Here is a 16,482-nt window from a genome sequence, read left to right as displayed (position 1 = left end):
CACGGTACAACCGAACGGAAAGCGCATTCGTAAAGGGGATACGACAGGATAAACGTCAGGACGTTATCTGAAGCGAGGGTCCCAAACGGCGGCGGGGCAACAGGCAGAAGCTACTCTGCGGCGTAATTATAACACCCTCATAAAAAATATGCGGAAAACATTTAGGCATTGGGCATAAAGAGCATTCTGGGAACCCAAAAATCGCGCGGAAGAGTCTCCTGTCGGCACTGTTCAAGGTGTTCGATATAGCGTCGGCGGGAAATTTCAACCGCGCCGAGCGAGGCGGTGTGCTCATTCAGCACCTGACAATCCATCAGTTGTCCGCCGCGTTGGGCAAATTCCTGGCTAAAAACCAGCAGTGCGGTTTTCGACGCATTCGTGGCGCGGGAGAACATCGACTCGCCGCAGAACAGCGTGCCCTGCGCCACCCCGTACATCCCCCCAACGAGGTCATCATCTTTCCATACTTCGATGGAGTGCGCGTAGCCCAGCTCATGAAGCTGGTGGTAGGCGATAATGATGTCGCGGGTTATCCAGGTGCCTTCATGACGATCTTCAGCGCAGCCTTCGATAACCTGCCCGAAGGCATGATTGAGCGTGACGCGATAGGGCGAATTTGCGTGAAAACGTTTCATGCTGCGGCTCAGGTGAAACTGCCCGGGCCACAGCACGGCTCGCGGGTCCGGAGACCACCATAAAATCGGGTCGCCGGGAGAAAACCACGGGAAGATGCCGCGCTGGTAAGCCATTAAGAGACGCGCCGGGCTGAGATCGCCGCCCAAAGCCAGCAATCCGTTAGGTTCACGCAGCGCCCCCTCCGGAGAAGGGAACGCAATATTATGGCGAGAAAGCTGCACCAGGCGCATGACAACAGAACTCCAGTACGCGAGAGAGGACGCTACAAATATAGTCTACAGGCGCTGTTTAAACTGGTAGTAGCGACCCTGTTTTGCCAGCAGCTCTGCGTGATTACCTTGCTCAATTATGTGTCCGTTGTCCATCACAATTATTCGATCGAAATTCACCAGCCCGCGCAGGCGGTGAGTGACCATCAGCACGGTTTTGCCTTTCATCACCTTTGTCAGTAAATCAAGAATTTGACTCTCGGTTGTCGCATCCAGACCTTCTGTCGGTTCATCCAGCAACATCAGCGGCGCATCGTGCAGCAAGGCGCGCGCGATGGCCAGACGACGCAGTTCGCCGCCGGAAAGCTGTCGGCCCCCTTCACCCAGCCAGCTGTTCAACCCGTCGTCCTCAAGCAGCTTGTGCAGCCCAACCTGTTCCAGCATCGCCCGCAGCGTATCGTCAGAGGCGTCTGGTGCCGCCAGAAGAAGATTATCGCGCAGCGTAGCGCTGAACAGGTGCACACGCTGGGGCACGACGCTGACCGTTTTACGCAAGGCCGCTTCGCTAAAATCAGACAGCGGAAGGTCGTTAAACCGAATCTCGCCCTGCTGCGGGTCCCAGGCGCGCGTGAGGAGTTGCAAAAGCGTCGATTTGCCACATCCCGTACGGCCAAGGATCGCAATGCGCTGCCCGGCATCAACAGAAAGGCTGATATCTTCCAGCGCGTTTTGCGCCTGCTTGTCGTAGGCGAAGGTGACGTTGCTGAGCGTCAGCGCGACCTGCTCCGGCACGATGGTTTGACCCGCGCTGAACTTCACTTCCGGCTCCTGCTCTGCAATATCCGTAATGCGCAGCGCAGAGGCAATCACCTGGCCGAGATGCTGAAAGGCGCCGGTGACCGGGGCTAAGGCTTCGAAGGCTGCCAGGGCACAGAAAACAAACAGCGCAATCAGCGGGCCAGGCTGCGGGTTACCGCCCACGCCACCGGAGGCCATCCAGAGCATGGCGATAACGGCAAACCCACCGATTAACATCATCAGCGCCTGAGAAAACGCGGTCAGTTCAGACTGGCGACGCTGGGCTTCATGCCAGTTCAGTTCCGTATTTTCCATACGGGTGAGGTAGCGCTTGCTGGCACCAAAAATGGTGAGCTCGGCCTGACCCTGCAACCAGGAGGTGAGCTGCTGGCGGTATTCCCCGCGCAGACGCGTCAGGTTTTCCCCGGTGGTTTTACCTGCACGATAAAACAGGGGCGGCAGAATAATCAGCGTCATCAGCATGATGCCGCCGAGCGTCAGTGCGATGGGAACATCCAGGAAACTCAACCCCAGCGTGACCACGACAATCACCACAAACGCGCCCACCATGGGCGAGATGACGCGCAGATAGAGGTGATCCAGCGTATCCACATCCGCAACTACGCGGTTGAGTAATTCGCCCTGCCGAAAACGTGCCAGCCCGGCAGGGGAGAGGGGCAGCAATTTGCTGAACGTATAAATACGCAGGTGTTGCAGCACGCGGAAGGTCGCGTCGTGGCTGACCAGGCGTTCGAAGTAGCGCCCGGCAGTTCGCGTAATCGCCGTGCCGCGCACCCCGGCGGCAGGCAGCATGTAGTTAAAGCTGTATAGCCCGGCAAAGCCTGCGGCCGCAGACGCGGAGAGGAACCAGCCAGAAAGCGTAAGCAGGCCGATGCTGGCGAGCAGAGTGATAATCGCCAGTACGATCCCGAGCGTCAGCATCCATTTGTGGCGTTTATACAAAGCAAGATAGGGAAGCAGGGCGCGCATCAGATATCCTCCTGACGGTTCGCCAGCAGGGTCGCAAAGGGCCCCTGCGCGGCAACAAGCGCGGCGTAATCGCCTTGCTCAACAATGTGTCCGTTTTCCATCACCCAGATCTGATCCCAGTCGGCAATACCTTCCAGCTGGTGGGTCACCATCAGGGTAGTTTGCTGGCGTGAGGCTGCATTAAGCGCATCCATCACGCGCTGCTCGCTGTGAGCGTCCAGGCTGGCGGCGGGTTCGTCCAGCAGCATTAACGAACAGGGGTTCAGCAGCGCACGGGCAACCGCGACGCGCTGTGCCTGGCCCACTGACAGCCCGGCAGACTGATCGCCAATGACGGTATCGACACCCTGCGCAAGCAGCGGCAAAAACTCGCTGACCCAGGCGCGGTCGAGGACCGATTGCAGCTCATCGTCACGCGCATCCGGCCTTGCCAGCAGCACATTCTCGCGCAGCGTCGGGGCAGGCAGCTGAGGGTTTTGACCCACCCAGCTTAACTGTTTACGCCAGGCATCAGGATCGAGCTCGCGTAGCTCCGTTTTGTTGATACGCAGCGATCCGGTGTACGCCATAAAACCTGACAGCGCATTCAACAATGAGCTTTTACCTGAGCCGCTGGTACCCACCAGCACCACACGTTGCCCGGCAGGCAGGGTAAAGTTCAGCGGGCCGGCCAGCACTTTGCCTTCAGGCGACAGAACAGAAAAATCCTGTGCTTCAATGGTCACCGGATCGTTCGTATTCAGCGTCACTTCACCACGCTCCGGATGTGCCAGCGGCGTTTCCATAAAGGTTTTCAGGCTGTCGGCAGCACCCACCGCCTGCGCTTTGGCATGGTAAAAGGTGCCGAGATCGCGAAGCGGCTGGAAAAATTCCGGGGCCAGGATCAGCGCCAGGAACCCGGCGGAAAGCGTGACCGCCGTACCGTAGTGGCCAAAGTCCAGCGCGCCGAGGTAGGAGAAGCCAAAGTAAACCGCCACAAGCGCAATCGACAGGGAGGTAAAGAACTCGAGCACGCCGGAAGAAAGGAAGGCCATGCGCAACACTTCCATGGTGCGCTGACGAAAATCCTGCGACGCCAGGCGAATGTTTTCGGTTTCCGCTTCACCACGACCAAAGATCCGCAGGGTTTCCATTCCGCGCAGACGGTCCAGGAAATGACCGCTCAACCGACCCAGCGCAAGGAAGTTGCGACGGTTAGCATCTGCCGCACCCATGCCGACCATCGCCATAAACAGCGGGATGAGCGGGGCGGTCCCCATCAGGATCAGAGCCGCTACCCAGTTAACAGGGAAGATGGCGATAACAATCATCAGAGGCACAAACACTGCCAGCGCCATCTGTGGAAGATAACGCGCATAGTAATCGTGCATATCGTCGATTTGCTCAAGGATCAGCGTCGCCCAGCTACCGGCCGGTTTGCCCTGGATCCACGCAGGCCCGGCTTCCGAAAGCCGGTCGAGCACTTTGCGGCGGATCTCATAGCGGATGTGCTGGCCGGCATGGAACCCAACCCGTTCGCGCAGCCAGACCACCCACGCACGCAGGACGAAAACCAGCACCAGAACGATAAACGGCAGCAGCAGCGCTTCGCGCGGGATGCTCTCCATGATCATATGATTGAGAATGCGGGCCAGCAGCCATGCCTGGGCAACAATCAACAGACCGCTGATAAATCCCAGAACGCGGGAAATCATAAGCCAGCGGCGGGACAGAACGCTTTGCTGTTTCAGCCAGCGCGTTAACTCTTGTTGACGGGTTTTTTCCATTGCGTACTTTGCAGGTGACGTTATAAGAAATTAGACATCTGCATGTTACACGTGAGCAAAAATAAAGGCGACCAGTGGCCGCCTTTATTTACGTTTGTTACTGACTTGTAAAGATTATTTACCTTGTTCTGCCAGTCCGTCCAGATAGCGTTCTGCGTCCAGCGCGGCCATACAGCCGGTGCCCGCAGAGGTGATCGCCTGACGATAAATATGGTCCATCACGTCGCCAGCCGCGAAGACGCCTGGGATGCTGGTCTGCGTGGCATTGCCGTGAATGCCAGACTGCACTTTGATGTAGCCGTTCTCCAGCTCAAGTTGGCCTTCGAAAATGGCCGTGTTCGGGCTGTGACCGATTGCCACAAACAGGCCTGCCACCTCCAGCGTTTCGACGGTGTCGGTGTTCTGCGTATCACGAATTCGCAGACCTGCCACACCCATCTGATCGCCGGTCACTTCTTCCAGCGTACGGTTGGTATGCAGCACAATGTTGCCGCTCGCCACTTTATCCATCAGGCGTTTGATCAGGATCTTCTCGGCGCGGAAGGTGTCGCGACGGTGGATCAGGTGTACTTCTGAGGCGATGTTCGCCAGATACAACGCTTCTTCCACAGCGGTGTTGCCGCCGCCGATCACCGCAACTTTCTGGTTGCGATAGAAGAAACCGTCGCAGGTCGCGCAGGCTGATACGCCGCGCCCTTTGAATGCTTCTTCAGACGGCAAACCGAGATAACGGGCAGAGGCACCGGTAGCGATGATCAGCGCATCGCAGGTGTATTCACCGCTGTCGCCGGTCAGACGGAACGGACGGTTCTGCAAATCCACTTTATTAATGTGGTCGAACAGGATTTCGGTTTCGAATTTAGCAGCATGCTCGTGCATGCGCTCCATCAGCAGCGGCCCGGTCAGGTCGTTCGGGTCGCCCGGCCAGTTTTCCACTTCCGTGGTGGTGGTCAGCTGACCGCCTTTTTCCATCCCGGTAATCAGTACCGGTTGCAGGTTAGCGCGTGCAGCATAGACCGCTGCGGTATATCCCGCAGGTCCAGAACCAAGGATTAGCAGCTTACTGTGTTTGGTCGTGCCCATGAGATCCCCATTGTTGTTGGCAGGCAATGGGCTGGATTGTAGGGAATTTGTTGCCGTAAAAAAAGAGCACGACAGTTTTGCTTCCGATATATGCAATAGTCACGCCCTATGGATCAGACACGGTCATATCACGTCTGCTACTGAAAATCGCGCGTTTATAAGGCAATAAAATGATGATTAATACCCCCCCGAAATGAATATCTGGCATCTTGTACTAAAAATCGATGTTTTGCTTTGACAATCCCCTGCGCTTTTGCGAAAACATTCAAGGAAGAAAAAAAGACGCATGAACTGCATGTCGAATAGACATGCACGTAAATGCCATTTTTACCGGGTCAGTGAAATCTACGCATGGTGTGGACAGACGCCATACGTGATGTCTGTGACTGCTTTCGGGCAACGGTCTTCTTACCGCAGAACCCGAATCCACATCGCATCTAATACATAACCAGGCGATGTGATGAATAACGGGTGCAGGCTCTGAACAGTGATGTGCACAGGGTCCAGGCAGGAGTAGGGAAGGAATACAGAGAGACAATAATAATGGTAGATAGCAAGAAGCGCCCTGGCAAAGATCTCGACCGTATCGATCGTAACATTCTTAATGAATTGCAAAAGGATGGGCGTATTTCCAACGTCGAGCTTTCAAAACGTGTGGGACTTTCCCCGACGCCGTGCCTTGAGCGTGTGCGTCGACTGGAAAGACAGGGTTTTATTCAGGGCTATACGGCTCTGCTAAACCCGCATTATCTGGATGCCTCACTTCTGGTATTTGTTGAGATTACTCTGAATCGTGGTGCGCCGGATGTGTTTGAGCAATTTAACGCCGCTGTACAAAAACTTGAAGAAATTCAAGAGTGTCATCTGGTTTCCGGTGATTTTGACTACCTGTTAAAAACCCGTGTGCCCGATATGTCCGCCTACCGTAAGCTGCTGGGTGAAACCCTGCTGCGTCTGCCAGGCGTGAACGACACCCGTACTTATGTGGTGATGGAAGAGGTCAAACAGAGCAATCGTCTGGTTATTAAGACGCGCTAACACGGAACAGGTGCAAAATCAGTGTAGTTTGATTACACTCCTGTTAATCCATACAGCAACAGTGCCGGGGATACCCGGCGCTGTTGTCCGTTTTAGCACACAGGCAGGACATGCCTGATACCTGGAGAGCCTTTCTTGAGCCAGGAATACACTGAAGACAAAGAAGTCACATTATCTAAGCTAAGCAGCGGACGTCGTCTCCTCGAGGCGTTACTGATTGTTATTGCCCTTTTTGCCGTCTGGCTGATGGCCGCCTTACTCAGTTTCAACCCCTCAGATCCCAGCTGGTCGCAAACCGCATGGCATGAGCCTATTCATAACTTAGGTGGCGTTCCCGGTGCCTGGCTTGCGGACACGCTCTTTTTCATTTTCGGAGTGATGGCTTATACCCTTCCCGTCATCATTATTGGCGGATGCTGGTTTGCCTGGCGTCATCGACAGAACGACGACTACATCGATTATTTTGCCGTTTCGCTGCGCCTGATTGGCGCCCTGGCACTGATCCTCACCTCCTGTGGGCTGGCGGCGATCAACGCCGATGATATCTGGTACTTCGCCTCCGGCGGGGTGATCGGCAGCCTGTTGAGCTCCGCGCTGCAACCGATGCTTCATAGCAGCGGCGGCACGCTGGCGCTGCTCTGTATCTGGGCGGCGGGCCTGACGCTGTTTACCGGCTGGTCCTGGGTGAGCATTGCTGAGAAGATCGGCAGCTTTATTCTGACGCTGCTGACGTTCGCCAGCAACCGTACCCGTCGTGACGATACGTGGGTCGATGAAGACGAGTATGAAGATGAGTACGAAGAGGAAGACGAGGCGCCTGTACAGCGGCGTGAATCTCGCCGCGCGCGTATTCTGCGCGGTGCTCTGGCGCGCCGCCAGCGCGTCGCTGAAAAATTTGCTAACCCGTTAGGCCGTAAAACTGATGCCGCGCTGTTCTCCGGCAAACGTATGGATGAAGACGAGCAGATTGAGTATCGCGGTGCGGCCGTCGACCCTGATGACGTACTGTTCTCTGGCCATCGAGCCACGCCGGGAGAGTATGACGAATACGATCCGCTGCTGAATGGCCACTCCGTGACTGAACCGGTAGCCGCTGCTGCTGCCGCAACGACGGCTGCGCAGGCCCATGTTGCGCCTGTTGAAGCCGTGATGCCGTCCTCGCCTGTTCCGGCACCGGAGTCCGCGATCCAGCAACCGCAGGTAGACTGGCAGACTGCGCCAGGCGTCCATACGCCTGAACCGACCATTGCGCCGGAGCCTGAAAGTTATATTCCTGTGCAGCAGGAACAGTGGCAGCAACCGTATCAGCCGCCTGAGCCTGCCAGCGTGCCGCAACAACCGTATCAGGCTTATACGCCCGAACCCGCTGTACCTGAACAGCCATACGTTGCACCGGTGTCTGAACCCGAAGTGGTGGAGGAAGCGAAGCCATCCCGTCCGCCATTATACTATTTTGAAGAAGTGGAAGAGCGCCGCGCCCGTGAGCGCGAGCAGCTTGCCGCCTGGTATCAGCCCGTGCCCGAGCCGGTGCAGGAACCTGTTGCAAAAGCGCCTTCGGTCAGCGTTCCACCTGTAGAACCTACGCCAGCCGTTGCGTCGGGTGCAGAAGCCGTGAAGCAGGCAACGGCAGCCGCTGCCGCGTCCGCTCCGCTATTCAGCCCGGCAGCCGACAGCGCCCCGCGTCCTCAGGTGAAAGAGGGCATTGGTCCACAGCTGCCGCGCCCTAACCGCGTGCGCGTACCGACTCGCCGGGAGCTGGCCTCTTATGGCATTAAACTGCCTTCCCAGCGTATGGCTGAAGAAAAAGCCCGTGAGTCCGACTACGAAGATGATGCCGACGAACTGCATCAGGATGAGCTGGCGCGTCAGTTTGCTGCCCAGCAGAATCAGCGTTACGGCGAAGAGTATCAGCATGACGTGCCTTCACAGCATCACGTGCCTTCACAGCAGGACGACGATGATGCGACCGAAGCGGAGCTGGCGCGCCAGTTTGCAGCAACGCAGCAGCAGCGTTATTCCGGTGAGCAACCTTCGGGGGCAAACCCGTTCTCGCTGTCGGATTTCGAATTCTCACCAATGAAAGATCTGGTGGATGATGGCCCAAGCGAACCGCTGTTCACGCCGAGCGTAATGCCGGAAGCGGAGCCGGTGCGTCAGCCGCCTGCACCACAGGCTTACGTGCAGCCGCAACAGCCGGCGCCGCAGGCGTATGCGCAGCCGCAGACACCTTCTCAACCGCCTCAGCCACAGTCCCAGCAGCCAGCACCACAGCCGCAGGAGAGCCTGATTCACCCGCTGCTGATGCGTAACGGAGACAGCCGACCGCTGCAACGACCAAGTACGCCGCTGCCGTCGCTGGATCTGTTAACGCCACCGCCAGCGGAAGTCGAGCCGGTGGATACCTTTGCCCTTGAGCAGATGGCCCGTCTGGTGGAAGCGCGTCTGGCTGACTTCCGCATTAAAGCGGACGTGGTGAACTACTCACCGGGCCCGGTGATCACCCGTTTCGAACTGAACCTGGCACCGGGCGTAAAAGCGGCGCGTATTTCTAACCTCTCCCGCGACCTGGCGCGTTCTCTGTCCACCGTGGCGGTACGCGTGGTGGAAGTGATCCCAGGCAAGCCTTACGTTGGCCTTGAGCTGCCAAACAAGAAACGCCAGACCGTTTATCTGCGTGAAGTTCTGGACAACACCAAATTCCGCGACAACCCGTCCCCGCTGACCGTGGTGCTGGGTAAAGATATCGCAGGCGATCCGGTGGTTGCCGATCTCGCGAAGATGCCGCACCTGCTGGTTGCGGGGACTACCGGCTCCGGTAAATCGGTCGGGGTGAACGCCATGATCCTCAGTATGCTCTATAAAGCGCAGCCTGAAGACGTGCGTTTCATCATGATTGACCCGAAAATGCTCGAACTGTCCGTCTACGAAGGCATTCCGCATCTGTTAACGGAAGTGGTTACCGACATGAAGGACGCCGCCAACGCATTACGCTGGAGCGTCAATGAAATGGAGCGTCGCTACAAGCTGATGTCGGCGCTGGGCGTGCGTAACCTGGCCGGTTATAACGAGAAAATCGCCGAGGCGGCGCGTATGGGCCGTCCGATTCCGGACCCATACTGGAAGCCGGGTGACAGCATGGATGCCCAGCATCCGGTGCTGGAAAAACTGCCTTACATCGTGGTGCTGGTGGATGAATTTGCCGACCTGATGATGACCGTTGGCAAGAAAGTGGAAGAGCTGATTGCGCGTCTGGCACAGAAAGCGCGCGCGGCGGGCATCCACCTGGTACTGGCAACGCAGCGTCCGTCCGTGGATGTAATCACCGGTCTTATTAAGGCAAACATCCCGACCCGTATCGCGTTTACCGTGTCGAGTAAAATTGACTCCCGTACTATCCTTGACCAGGGCGGAGCAGAGTCGCTGCTGGGGATGGGTGATATGCTCTATTCCGGGCCGAACTCCACCTCGCCGGTGCGTGTTCACGGTGCGTTTGTTCGCGACCAGGAAGTGCACGCGGTTGTGCAGGACTGGAAAGCGCGCGGGCGACCGCAATATGTTGACGGCATCACCTCTGACAGCGAAAACGAAGGTGGCGGCGGTGGTTTTGACGGCGGCGAAGAGCTGGATCCGTTATTCGACCAGGCGGTTAATTTCGTTACCGAAAAACGCAAAGCGTCCATCTCCGGCGTGCAGCGCCAGTTCCGTATCGGTTACAACCGCGCGGCGCGTATCATTGAGCAGATGGAAGCCCAGGGCATCGTGAGCGAACAGGGGCACAACGGTAACCGTGAGGTGCTGGCGCCACCGCCTTTTGAGTAATCTTCAGCGATTGCAAAGAAGGGTAAATCAGCAAAAATTAAGCATATTCTTCTGTCGCCTGCCTTCGGGCAGGTACAGAATAGAAACGGAACCCCCATATCGGGAAGACGTATTTTAAGGAATAACAATGAAAAAAATCGCCATCGCCTGTGCATTACTCTCCAGTTTTGTTGCCAGCAGCGTCTGGGCTGATGCAGCCAGCGACCTTAAAAGCCGACTGGATAAAGTGAGCAGTTTCCACGCCAGCTTCACGCAAAAAGTGACTGACGGCAGCGGCAACGCGGTGCAGGAGGGCCAGGGAGATTTGTGGGTGAAACGCCCAAATCTGTTCAACTGGCACATGACCCAGCCGGATGAAAGCGTTCTGGTGTCTGACGGTAAAACCCTGTGGTTCTACAATCCGTTTGTTGAGCAGGCGACCGCCACCTGGCTAAAAGACGCGACCAGCAATACGCCGTTTATGCTCATTGCCCGTAACCAGTCCAGCGACTGGCAGCAGTACAACATCAAACAAAACGGTGATGAGTTCGTCCTGACGCCAAAAGGCAGCAACGGTAATCTGAAGCAGTTCACCATTAACGTGAGCAGCAACGGTACCATCAATCAGTTCGGCGCGGTTGAGCAGGACGATCAGCGCAGCAGCTATCAGTTGAAGTCTCAGCAAAACGGCGCCATTGATGCATCGAAATTCACCTTTACCCCGCCGCAGGGCGTAACGGTGGACGACCAACGCAATAAGTAAGAGGCATGAGTGAGCAACCTGTCGCTCGATTTTTCAGATAATGCGTTTCAACCTCTGGCCGCCCGTATGCGGCCAGAAAATTTAGCGCAGTACATCGGTCAGCAACATCTGCTGGCTGCGGGGAAACCCTTGCCGCGCGCTATTGAGGCGGGGCATCTGCACTCCATGATCCTCTGGGGGCCACCCGGCACCGGAAAAACCACGCTCGCTGAAGTGATCGCCCGCTATGCCAACGCGGACGTTGAGCGCATCTCGGCGGTCACGTCGGGGGTGAAAGAGATCCGCGAGGCGATCGAGCGGGCGCGACAAAACCGCAATGCCGGACGTCGCACCATTCTGTTTGTCGACGAAGTTCACCGCTTCAACAAGAGCCAGCAGGACGCCTTTCTGCCGCACATTGAAGACGGTACGATTTTCTTTATCGGCGCCACCACGGAAAACCCGTCGTTTGAACTGAACTCTGCGCTGCTCTCCCGGGCGCGCGTGTATCTGCTTAAATCGCTGACCACGGAAGATATTGAAAAAGTTCTGACGCAGGCGATGGAGGACAAAGCGCGCGGTTACGGCGGGCAGGATATCGTTCTGCCGGACGAGACGCGTCTTGCTATCGCCGAACTGGTTAACGGTGATGCCCGTCGTGCGTTGAACACGCTCGAAATGATGGCCGATATGGCCGAAGTGGACGATGCGGGCAAGCGCGTATTAAAGCCTGAGCTGCTCACCGAAATTGCCGGTGAGCGCAGCGCGCGCTTCGATAATAAAGGCGATCGTTTTTACGACCTCATCTCTGCATTACACAAGTCCGTGCGCGGCAGCGCTCCGGATGCGGCGCTCTACTGGTATGCGCGTATCATCACCGCCGGTGGCGATCCGTTATATGTCGCGCGTCGCTGCCTGGCGATTGCGTCAGAAGATGTCGGTAATGCCGATCCACGCGCCATGCAGGTCGCTATTTCCGCCTGGGACTGCTTTACCCGCGTCGGGCCTGCGGAGGGCGAGCGTGCCATTGCGCAGGCAATTGTCTATCTGGCTTGCGCACCGAAAAGTAACGCGGTGTATACCGCCTTCAAAGCGGCGATGTCGGATGCACGTGAACGTCCGGACTACGATGTGCCGGTTCATCTGCGCAATGCGCCAACCAAATTGATGAAAGAGATGGGTTACGGGCAGGAGTATCGCTACGCCCATGACGAACCCAACGCCTACGCCGCCGGCGAGGAGTATTTCCCACAGGAGATGGCACAAACCCGCTATTATCACCCCACAAACAGAGGTCTTGAGGGTAAGATTGGCGAAAAGCTCGCCTGGCTTGCCGGACAGGATCAAAATAGCCCTATAAAACGCTACCGTTAGTTCAATCGTTGCGGTAATGTTGGCAATATATCTCTGTGGCCGCAGGCTGTGGTCACTTTTTCCTCTTTTAATTCGATAAGCACAGGATAAGCATGCTCGATCCCAATCTGCTGCGTAATGAGCCAGACGCAGTCGCTGAAAAACTGGCACGCCGGGGCTTTAAGCTGGATGTAGATAAGCTGCGCGCTCTTGAAGAGCGTCGTAAAGTTTTGCAGGTACAAACAGAAAATCTGCAGGCAGAGCGTAATTCTCGATCGAAATCCATTGGCCAGGCGAAAGCGCGCGGGGAAGATATTGAGCCATTACGCCTGGAAGTGAACAAACTGGGTGAAGAGCTGGATCAGGCGAAAGCTGAACTGGACGTTCTTCAGGCTGAAATTCGTGATATCGCTCTGGCGATCCCGAACATTCCTGACGACAGCGTCCCTGTCGGCAAAGACGAAAACGACAACGTTGAAGTGAAACGCTGGGGTACGCCTCGCGAGTTTGACTTCGAGGTGCGCGATCACGTGACGCTGGGCGAAATGCACGCGGGCCTGGACTTTGCGGCTGCGGTTAAGCTGACCGGTTCTCGCTTCGTGGTAATGAAAGGTCAGATTGCTCACCTGCATCGCGCGCTGGCGCAATTTATGCTGGATCTGCACACCGAGCAGCATGGCTACAGCGAAACCTACGTTCCGTATCTGGTTAACCACGATACGCTGTACGGTACAGGCCAGCTGCCGAAATTTGCCGGCGATCTGTTCCATACCCGTCCGCTGGACGAAGAAGCTGACAGCAGCAACTACGCGCTGATCCCAACCGCGGAAGTGCCGCTGACCAACCTCGTGCGTGATGAGATCATCGACGAAGACGATCTGCCAATCAAACTGACTGCGCACTCTCCATGTTTCCGTTCTGAAGCCGGTTCTTACGGTCGTGATACGCGCGGTCTGATCCGTATGCACCAGTTCGATAAAGTTGAGATGGTGCAGATCGTTCGTCCGGAAGAGTCTATGGACGCGCTGGAAGAGATGACAGGTCACGCAGAGAAAGTGCTGGAGCTGCTGGGGCTGCCATACCGCCGTATGGCGCTGTGCACCGGTGACATGGGCTTCGGCGCCTGCAAAACCTTCGACCTCGAAGTCTGGGTGCCTGCGCAAAACACCTACCGTGAAATCTCCTCTTGCTCTAACGTCTGGGATTTCCAGGCGCGTCGTATGCAGGCGCGTTGCCGCAGCAAGTCCGACAAGAAGACCCGTCTGGTTCATACCCTGAACGGTTCTGGTCTGGCGGTTGGCCGTACGCTGGTTGCCGTGCTGGAGAACTACCAGCAGGCAGATGGTCGTATTGAGATCCCTGAGGTGCTGCGTCCTTACATGAAAGGCCAGCAGTTCATCGGCTAATATTTTGCTGCAAAACAAAAAAGCGCCTCAGGGCGCTTTTTTTATATCTTTGATTTGATACGACGCAATATTCCCTCCCTCTAAAGTAGTAATACTCCTCCGAACGAAAGTTAGCATAAAACACCTGTAACGAAGGAATTCGTTATATATAAAACTACATAGCGGTATGCGCCGCCTCTCTTTTCTTTGTGAGCAACCAAAGTGAGTCTTTATGAAAATCAAAGCGCCTGAAGCGTTAATGGCTGCCGAGGTCACTCGCCGTGGGTTGATGAAAACCACGGCAATAGGTGGTCTGGCGGTTGCCAGCAGCGCCTTTACGCTTCCTTTTACCCGTCTGGCGTCGGCGGCGGAGGCTCTGTCTCCCGCTTCAGCCCCGGAAAAAGTGGTGTGGAGTGCCTGTACCGTTAACTGTGGTAGCCGTTGTCCCCTGCGTATGCATGTTGTGGACGGTGAAATCAAATACGTTGAAACCGACAATACCGGCGATGATAACTACGAAGGGTTACACCAGGTTCGTGCCTGTCTGCGTGGCCGCTCAATGCGCCGTCGCGTTTATAACCCGGATCGTCTGAAATATCCGATGAAGCGTGTCGGTAAGCGTGGGGAAGGGAAGTTCGAGCGCATTAGCTGGGACGAAGCCTACGATATTATCGCGACCAACATGCAGCGCCTGATCAAAGAATACGGCAACGAATCCATCTACCTGAACTATGGCACCGGGACGCTGGGCGGCACCATGACCCGCTCCTGGCCGCCGGGTAAAACGCTGGTAGCGCGCCTGATGAACTGCTGCGGCGGCTATCTCAACCATTATGGCGACTACTCTTCCGCACAGATTGCCGCGGGCCTGAACTACACCTATGGCGGCTGGGCAGACGGTAACAGCCCGTCGGATATAGAAAACAGCAAGCTGGTGGTATTGTTCGGCAACAACCCGGGCGAAACGCGTATGAGCGGCGGTGGGGTAACCTATTATCTTGAGCAGGCGCGCGCCAAATCCAACGCACGTATGATCATCGTCGATCCGCGCTACACCGATACCGGCGCGGGGCGAGAAGACGAGTGGATCCCTATCCGCCCTGGTACCGATGCGGCGCTGGTCAATGCGCTGGCGTATGTGATGATCACTGAAAACCTCGTCGATCAGCCGTTCCTTGATAAATACTGCGTCGGCTATGACGAGAAGACGCTGCCAGCCAGCGCACCGGCTAACGGGCATTACAAAGCGTATATTCTTGGTCAGGGCAGCGACGGGGTAGCGAAAACCCCTGAGTGGGCATCTACCATCACCGGCATTCCAGTCGAACGTATTGTTCAACTGGCCCGTGAAATTGGTTCAGCAAAACCGGCTTATATCAGCCAGGGCTGGGGACCGCAGCGTCACGCGAACGGCGAAATTGCCACCCGCGCTATTTCTATGCTCTCGATTCTGACTGGCAACGTCGGCATTCACGGCGGTAATAGCGGGGCGCGTGAAGGCTCGTATGAAGTACCGTTTGAACGTATGCCAACGCTGGATAACCCGGTTCAGACCAGCATCTCCATGTTTATGTGGACGGACGCGATCGAGCGCGGCCCGGAAATGACCGCGCTACGCGACGGCGTTCGGGGTAAAGATAAGCTGGATGTGCCAATCAAAATGATCTGGAACTATGCCGGTAACTGCCTGATCAACCAGCACTCAGAGATCAACCGCACCCACGAAATTTTGCAGGACGACAAGAAGTGCGAAATGATTGTGGTGATCGACTGCCACATGACCTCATCGGCGAAGTATGCCGATATTCTGCTCCCAGACTGCACCGCCTCTGAGCAGATGGATTTCGCGCTGGACGCCTCCTGCGGCAACATGTCCTATGTGATCTTCACAGACCAGGCCATCAAACCGCGCTTCGAGTGCAAAACTATCTATGAGATGACGTCCGAGCTGGCGAAACGTCTTGGCGTTGAGCAGCAGTTCACAGAGGGGCGTACTCAGGAAGAGTGGATGCGCCATCTGCACGAGCTCTCACGCAAAGCCATTCCATACCTGCCGGACTTCGATACCTTCCGCAAGCAGGGCATGTACAAGCAGCGCGATCCGGAAGGGCATCACGTGGCGTATAAAGCCTTCCGCGACGATCCGCAGGCCAATCCGCTGACCACGCCGTCGGGCAAAATCGAGATCTACTCCGAAGAGCTGGCAAAAATTGCCGCAACGTGGGAATTGCCGGAAGGGGACGTTATCGATCCGCTGCCGATCTATACGCCTGGCTTCGAAAACTACAACGATCCGCTGACGGAGAAATTCCCACTTCAGTTAACCGGTTTCCACTACAAAGCGCGTGTTCACTCCACCTACGGCAACGTTGACGTTCTGAAAGCGGCCTGCCGACAGGAGATGTGGATCAACCCGATGGATGCGAAAGCGCGCGGCATCAGTAATGGCGATCGCGTACGTATCTTCAACGGACGTGGCGAAGTGCATATCGAAGCTAAAGTGACTCCGCGCATGATGCCTGGCGTTGTCGCGCTGGGGGAAGGGGCCTGGTATAACCCGGATGCGAACCGTATCGATCAGGCGGGCTGCATCAACGTTCTCACTACGCAGCGTCCATCGCCGCTGGCGAAGGGCAACCCATCCCACACAAACCTCGTTCAGGTTGAAAAGGCGTAAGGAGTAA

General features: G+C 56.4%; 10 protein-coding genes. 6 read left to right on the top strand and 4 right to left on the bottom strand.

Going from position 1 to position 16,482, the window contains the following annotated elements:
• Nucleotides 1-161: 161 nt before the first annotated feature.
• The 4 genes from aat to trxB form a co-directional block, all read right to left on the bottom strand.
• On the bottom strand, nt 162-866 hold the full coding sequence (gene aat / locus L350_RS13740; protein ID WP_023299713.1) for a leucyl/phenylalanyl-tRNA--protein transferase: 705 nt from the start codon (nt 864-866) through the stop codon (nt 162-164).
• Nucleotides 867-911: 45 nt separating this feature from the next.
• Nucleotides 912-2,633, bottom strand: a complete 1,722-nt coding sequence (cydC, locus tag L350_RS13745) for a heme ABC transporter ATP-binding protein/permease CydC (protein WP_032624542.1) — start codon at nt 2,631-2,633, stop codon at nt 912-914.
• Nucleotides 2,633-4,399 (bottom strand): heme ABC transporter permease/ATP-binding protein CydD, encoded by a 1,767-nt coding sequence (gene cydD / locus L350_RS13750; protein WP_032624541.1) that lies wholly within the window; start codon nt 4,397-4,399, stop codon nt 2,633-2,635. Before cydD ends, cydC begins: the two co-directional genes overlap by 1 nt.
• 114 nt (nt 4,400-4,513) lie before the next feature.
• Nucleotides 4,514-5,482 (bottom strand): thioredoxin-disulfide reductase, encoded by a 969-nt coding sequence (trxB, locus tag L350_RS13755; RefSeq protein ID WP_022647616.1) that lies wholly within the window; start codon nt 5,480-5,482, stop codon nt 4,514-4,516.
• Nucleotides 5,483-6,025: 543 nt separating this feature from the next.
• Here trxB and lrp point away from each other — a divergent pair.
• The 6 genes from lrp to dmsA all read left to right on the top strand — a co-directional run bounded on the left by lrp (nt 6,026) and on the right by dmsA (nt 16,475).
• A complete protein-coding gene (gene lrp / locus L350_RS13760; protein ID WP_000228469.1) occupies nt 6,026-6,520 on the top strand; it encodes a leucine-responsive transcriptional regulator Lrp in 495 nt (164 codons plus the stop codon).
• Nucleotides 6,521-6,655: 135 nt separating this feature from the next.
• Nucleotides 6,656-10,339, top strand: a complete 3,684-nt coding sequence (locus L350_RS13765; protein WP_032624540.1) for a DNA translocase FtsK 4TM domain-containing protein — start codon at nt 6,656-6,658, stop codon at nt 10,337-10,339.
• A gap of 127 nt (nt 10,340-10,466) precedes the next feature.
• Complete coding sequence (gene lolA, locus L350_RS13770; protein ID WP_022647618.1) at nt 10,467-11,081, top strand: outer membrane lipoprotein periplasmic chaperone LolA; 615 nt, start codon at nt 10,467-10,469, stop codon at nt 11,079-11,081.
• 9 nt (nt 11,082-11,090) lie between these two features.
• Nucleotides 11,091-12,434 carry a replication-associated recombination protein RarA gene (gene rarA, locus L350_RS13775; RefSeq protein ID WP_032624539.1) on the top strand — a complete coding sequence of 448 codons (1,344 nt, stop codon included), beginning with the start codon at nt 11,091-11,093 and terminating at the stop codon, nt 12,432-12,434.
• Between the two features lie 92 nt (nt 12,435-12,526).
• Nucleotides 12,527-13,819 carry a serine--tRNA ligase gene (gene serS / locus L350_RS13780; protein ID WP_003858266.1) on the top strand — a complete coding sequence of 431 codons (1,293 nt, stop codon included), beginning with the start codon at nt 12,527-12,529 and terminating at the stop codon, nt 13,817-13,819.
• A gap of 211 nt (nt 13,820-14,030) precedes the next feature.
• Nucleotides 14,031-16,475: a dimethylsulfoxide reductase subunit A gene (gene dmsA, locus L350_RS13785; RefSeq protein WP_032624537.1), complete on the top strand. Its 2,445-nt coding sequence runs from the start codon at nt 14,031-14,033 to the stop codon at nt 16,473-16,475.
• Nucleotides 16,476-16,482: the final 7 nt, after the last annotated feature.

Source organism: Enterobacter sp. MGH 4 (assembly GCF_000534735.1).
In the GTDB taxonomy this organism is placed as follows: domain Bacteria; phylum Pseudomonadota; class Gammaproteobacteria; order Enterobacterales; family Enterobacteriaceae; genus Enterobacter; species Enterobacter intestinihominis.
Note: the sequence above shows the minus strand (reverse complement) of the source record. Positions and strands in the feature narration are given on the sequence as shown.

Bases quoted from the DNA above. Each gene is read 5' to 3' on its own strand.
- aat (WP_023299713.1), bottom strand. From the start codon at position 866: ATGCGCCTGGTGCAGCTTTCTCGCCATAATATTGCGTTCCCTTCTCCG.
- cydC (WP_032624542.1), bottom strand. From the start codon at position 2,633: ATGCGCGCCCTGCTTCCCTATCTTGCTTTGTATAAACGCCACAAATGG.
- cydD (WP_032624541.1), bottom strand. From the start codon at position 4,399: ATGGAAAAAACCCGTCAACAAGAGTTAACGCGCTGGCTGAAACAGCAA.
- trxB (WP_022647616.1), bottom strand. From the start codon at position 5,482: ATGGGCACGACCAAACACAGTAAGCTGCTAATCCTTGGTTCTGGACCT.
- lrp (WP_000228469.1), top strand. From the start codon at position 6,026: ATGGTAGATAGCAAGAAGCGCCCTGGCAAAGATCTCGACCGTATCGAT.
- lolA (WP_022647618.1), top strand. From the start codon at position 10,467: ATGAAAAAAATCGCCATCGCCTGTGCATTACTCTCCAGTTTTGTTGCC.
- serS (WP_003858266.1), top strand. From the start codon at position 12,527: ATGCTCGATCCCAATCTGCTGCGTAATGAGCCAGACGCAGTCGCTGAA.
- dmsA (WP_032624537.1), top strand. From the start codon at position 14,031: ATGAAAATCAAAGCGCCTGAAGCGTTAATGGCTGCCGAGGTCACTCGC.